This is a genomic window from Pirellulales bacterium, from assembly GCA_036490175.1.
In the GTDB taxonomy this organism is placed as follows: domain Bacteria; phylum Planctomycetota; class Planctomycetia; order Pirellulales; family JACPPG01; genus JACPPG01.
In genome coordinates, this window is the sequence record DASXEJ010000232.1 from 1 (window position 1) to 4371 (window position 4371).

Here is a 4371-nt window from a genome sequence, read left to right on the forward strand (position 1 = left end):
CGTCTTGGTCAGCACGGCAAATTCCAGCCGCACGGTCTTGCTGGGATCAAGCTTCTGGACCAGTTCACTGTAGAGCAGCAGTTGGCCGGCAGATTCCTCGGCTTGGTCTTGGCTCCAGCGCGAGCGGGCTGTTTTGAAATCGCGAATTACGAGTTCGTCCCCCGTGTCGATCAGCAAGTCGATCCTGGCCAGCAAGTCTGGACAGCCCGGCACCAGGGGCTCGCGCAACTCTTCTTCAATGCCCAGGATCGTGCCACCTGGCTGTGCCAGATCGCTGGCCTGAAACGCCCGCAGCATGCGATCAGCCAGCCGGCCCAGTGAATCGGCGCTTTCGTCCTTACCGAAATGGACGCTGCCGATGTCCCGATCTTTCCAAGCTTCCTGGTACGCGGTGAGCAGGATATCGAGATCAGGTGCCGGGTTGCCGGCCAGCAGCTCGCGGAAGTGCACCTCTAAGGCTGAATGAATTGCCCCGCCGAAGACCAGGCTTGAACCAACGGTCGTTTCGGGCAGACCTTCCACGTAGCGAAAAAAGTACCTTAGAGGACACGCGGCATAAGTGGTGATCGCAGAGTAGCTGGTATAGTCCCGGCCGGTGAGCTGCATGGCCGTCTGGTTGGGCTCGACGGCTGTAATCATCGGTGCGCACCGTTGCCGTTGGCCGAGGCCTTCAGCTCGTCAATCAGGCTGCTGGCCTCGGTGATCGAAAGCTCTTCAGGATTTTGCACGCTGTAGCGGCCGCTCAGCAGGCTGGCGAGGTTGAGCTTCTGGCGGTCGGCGATGGCATGCAGCGCCCGAGCCTGGGATGCCGTGGCGCGGCGGGCGTTGCTGCGGCGCTGGCCGTTTTGTTGTTGGCCGTTATTTGCGGCCGGTCCGTTGCCGGCCAGTTCTTCGTCCACTGAGGCCTTGGCCAGCATGAAGAGCTGGCGGATTCGGTCTTTCAGTCGATCCGCGTCCCCAACAAGGCTAGAATCGAGTTCCAGCTCAAGGTTTACCGAAGCTCCCCGGCTGCCGTAATTGGCTTCGCCGGTCTTGCGGTTGAAGCCAACGTTGAGTTTGAGCATGATCGTATTCCTGGTCAGTTTGTTTTTTGGATCTTTCGCTGAGCGGATCTATGGTCTCGCAGATCTTACGACGCATTCGTGCGATTCGGACACGATGGAACGAAGTGGCGGTTGAGGAATCCAGCGATGAACTCTCAGCACGCTCGGACGGACCCGACGTAGGGGCAGCGATAGCTGACTACACCGCTGCTCAACTTCTCCGTACTGAGCTGCCACCGGAACCCATGCTAATCGGGCAGTTGTGGAGGCCACATAATTATCGGTGGTCGGTGCTAAGGCGCTGGATCACTGTGGCATCAGCGCTGCTCACGGTCTTAACACTCATTTGGTTGGTCCTGGAGGCATCGTTAATAGAGATTCCAGGGATTCTTTGTCTTCTTGTGAGTATCGTTCTAGCCGGACTGGTAATGGCTGAACTCGTCAACGGCTCCGGTATCGAGATCGAGAGCCAATATGTCACTCCGGGGTCAAACAAGCGATATGATCGAGTGAACCAGTTTCGGCCATCGATAAACAGCCTTCCGCGCTTATTGGGCATTCTGGCGGCGATACTCGCCGGTCTCCTCGTCGGGTTTGCGGGGATTTTCAACGCACTCGAAAATCACTGGCCGGGCTCATTTCGCTACGATGTTTCCGGCTGGGTGTATTTCTCTGTGGCTACGTTTGCAACGGTCGGCTACGGCGACATTACACCTGTATCTGCACTAGCAAGAATCACCGTAATAGCCGAGATCGTGATCGGCATGATCACGAATGCGGTGCTAATTTCCAGCACTGTGTCCTGGCTGATTTCAGATGCACGACTTCGACGGGATGCAGCCGACACTGCCCGTGGCAAGCGGATGAAACGCCGCGAAGAATGGTTTAAGGCGGCAAAGGTCGGGCTGTATGGAGATCCTGGCGAAATGGAACGCCACATTCGGGAGGTGCAGGAAAAGACAAATCGCGAAAAGTCAGGCAATACTGGCGTTGATCCAGAGTAGTGGTCGAACTCAAAAGTTTTTGCTGACTTGTCATCCTGCGACCTTCTGCAACTCCTTGAGCGAAGCCAGCGTCGATGCGACCAGCTTGGTCTGCCGTTTCTGCCGCTTGAGCGAGCGGATCAGATCGTTGGCCTGGGTGGCGGCGTTCCGCAGGGCGGTTCGTAAGGCAACGGCTTGGTCGATGGGTGAACCGGCTGACGGATTTGCCGGTTGCAAGCGCCGACGCTTCTGTTTCTCGGCGGCAGGTTGCTCGACCGTTTGTTCGGGATTTTGGCTTGGCATGATCTTCAGTTTCCTCCCACGCTTGAATGGAACGGTTTGATTGGTCGCGTTTTGGCCAGATGATTCGATCCGTACGGGATCTTCGCTCGGCTTGATCGCATCCTTGCCGTCGAGCAAAGCCCAGAGATACTGGCGCTGGCCATCGTTGCACTGTGCCGGCGAATCCGGGCCGAAGAAGAACACGTCGGTGAAGCCCAGCTTGAGCGCTTGTGCCACGAACTTCCGGTTTGTGTTGATCGTCACGGCATCGCCGATGTAGCTGGAACCCGAAAGCACCAGTTCGGTGCAACGCGGACTTCCCTCGGGCCGAGCCCGGATCACGACGCCGCCGTTCAACTCGACGGTCACTGGATCGTGGAGCGGGTCATCGCATGGCAAGCTCGGAAGGCTGTTGGCCAAGAAAATGGCATCCGGCTGGCTGAGCGTCAGGCGTGAACTCGCGCTGCTGGTGGGCCGGAACAGGTCATCTACCTTGGGAAACCTGCCTTCCTTGTTGATCTTGAGCCAAAGCGTCCAAGGCTCAATCCGCAGCAAGACCCAATCATCGGTTTTGCCCACGCTGACCGGCTCGTCCTGCCCCAGCTCTTTGCAGCCGAAAACGCCCAGCGCCGGCACCAGCAAATCGCCCGTCCACGGAAAACTGAAGCCGCCTTGGCGTAGAACCTGCCGACCGTCGGTGGCAACGATTTGGCCGACGCTGCCCCGAAGCTGAAGATGATCCAGCGCGTACCGAACGACATCGCGATCTGCACAGGTGGTTGCATTGTGCAAAGATCGGAGCAAACCGAACGGCGTGGTTGCCAGATCGGCGGGGGTTTCGAGGAAAAGCTCATCCATGGGTTCAGCCGGCTCATCGTAAACGAGCATCTGCGGGATGCCGCGATCAGTCCATTCGACGGAAATCCTGCCATCCTGCCGCCGTTGAAATGTCACTGGATCGCTTGTCCGGCCTTCAATGGCGTCAAGGCATTCCAGCGGGCTCAGCGTCCTTTCGGCTTGGTCAATCACGGGCAGCCGGTATTGAATGGCAGCCGTGGCAGAACGTGCCTGGATTACCAGTTCATCGCCGACTGGCTGGAAAAGCAGTTTTGAAGGTGAACCCGGCTTGATGCCAGCCCGCCGGCATACGGCTCGTAGCGTACGAGCCAACGCGCGCGTTATAGTGACCATTGCAACTCCCTTCGAGACGATTCTTGGTCTCGGTTTATTTCTATTTCTGGCAGTTCTGAGTACATGCTTTAGCTTGAAAGCAGGAGGCCTCGGATGAAATGCGCTTTCATTTCAGTGCTACTTACCCTCAGCGCCGTTTGCGTTGGATCGCCTCCTTCATTTCCGAGGGCCGTGAGCTGTCCGCTTTGTAAAACCAACTTCGAAGCGATCACAGGCGGTGAAGGCGGCTACCAATCCACAATGCGGCTGGATCTAATGCCCGTTGGTGCAATAACGCCCGCTTATCCGAAGCCTGTGTGCCCGAAGTGCGGCTTCGTCCTGTTTAACTTCAGCGGGATTCGAGCTGCACCGATGTCGGACGCTGAAGAGAAGCAATGCCGGGAAATAATTGCAACCAAGGACTACAAGGACCACATCGGGCGGTCATCGCACTGCTTAATGGGGTATTTGTTTGAAGGAATGAAACGCCATGAGTGGGAGCTGGCATTTGTGTTTCTTGAGGCGTCGTGGCAGGAAGAATATGACACCAAAAAGTGGGCTGAAGACTTGGAACGTAGCCAAAAGCACATGCGGTCGTTTCTGTCGAATGCAAAGGCACATGACCAGAAGTGGGAATCAGCTCAGATGCTCGATGGAGAGTTCTCGCGGCGGCTGGGCGAATTCGATGACGCGCAAAAGCACTTCGAAGGGTTGAAGGCAATCAACAATTTTCAGGGCAACTTCCTTGGCCAGATGGTCGATTACCAACTTCGGTTGATTGCAGCCAAAGACGATAAGCCGCACACGATCAAAGAGATGCAAGACAAGAAGTAGGCGACCACCGGCCCAATGCCGATGGCCGCCTGATGCGGTTACTAGGCGGCACGAAGCCG

At 56.9% G+C, this 4371-nt stretch carries 6 protein-coding genes; 3 read left to right on the top strand and 3 right to left on the bottom strand.

Features of this window, described 5'->3' with window-relative positions:
* Both VGG64_17145 and VGG64_17150 read right to left on the bottom strand, forming a co-directional pair.
* On the bottom strand, positions 1–639 hold a 639-nt coding region (locus VGG64_17145), incomplete at its 3' end, for a PD-(D/E)XK nuclease family protein (GenBank protein ID HEY1601331.1).
* Positions 636–1064, bottom strand: a complete 429-nt coding sequence (locus VGG64_17150; GenBank protein HEY1601332.1) for a hypothetical protein — start codon at positions 1062–1064, stop codon at positions 636–638. The genes VGG64_17150 and VGG64_17145, both read right to left, overlap by 4 nt.
* Positions 1065–1471: 407 nt before the next feature.
* Between VGG64_17150 and VGG64_17155 the strand changes: the two genes are divergently transcribed.
* Positions 1472–2047 carry a potassium channel family protein gene (locus VGG64_17155; GenBank protein HEY1601333.1) on the top strand — a complete coding sequence of 192 codons (576 nt, stop codon included), beginning with the start codon at positions 1472–1474 and terminating at the stop codon, positions 2045–2047.
* Positions 2048–2077: 30 nt separating this feature from the next.
* Here the strand turns inward: VGG64_17155 and VGG64_17160 are convergent, their stop codons facing one another.
* Entirely contained in the window at positions 2078–3100 is a 1023-nt protein-coding gene (locus tag VGG64_17160; GenBank protein HEY1601334.1) for a hypothetical protein, read from the bottom strand.
* Here VGG64_17160 and VGG64_17165 point away from each other — a divergent pair.
* Together VGG64_17165 and VGG64_17170 are read left to right on the top strand one after the other, a co-directional pair.
* The gene (locus VGG64_17165) at positions 3095–3421 is read left to right on the top strand and encodes a hypothetical protein (protein ID HEY1601335.1); all 327 of its coding nucleotides are present in this window, start codon (positions 3095–3097) and stop codon (positions 3419–3421) included. The two genes, VGG64_17160 and VGG64_17165, sit on opposite strands and share 6 nt — an antisense overlap.
* A 249-nt stretch (positions 3422–3670) precedes the next feature.
* Positions 3671–4312, top strand: a complete 642-nt coding sequence (locus VGG64_17170) for a hypothetical protein (GenBank protein ID HEY1601336.1) — start codon at positions 3671–3673, stop codon at positions 4310–4312.
* The last annotated feature ends 59 nt before the right edge of the window (positions 4313–4371 follow it).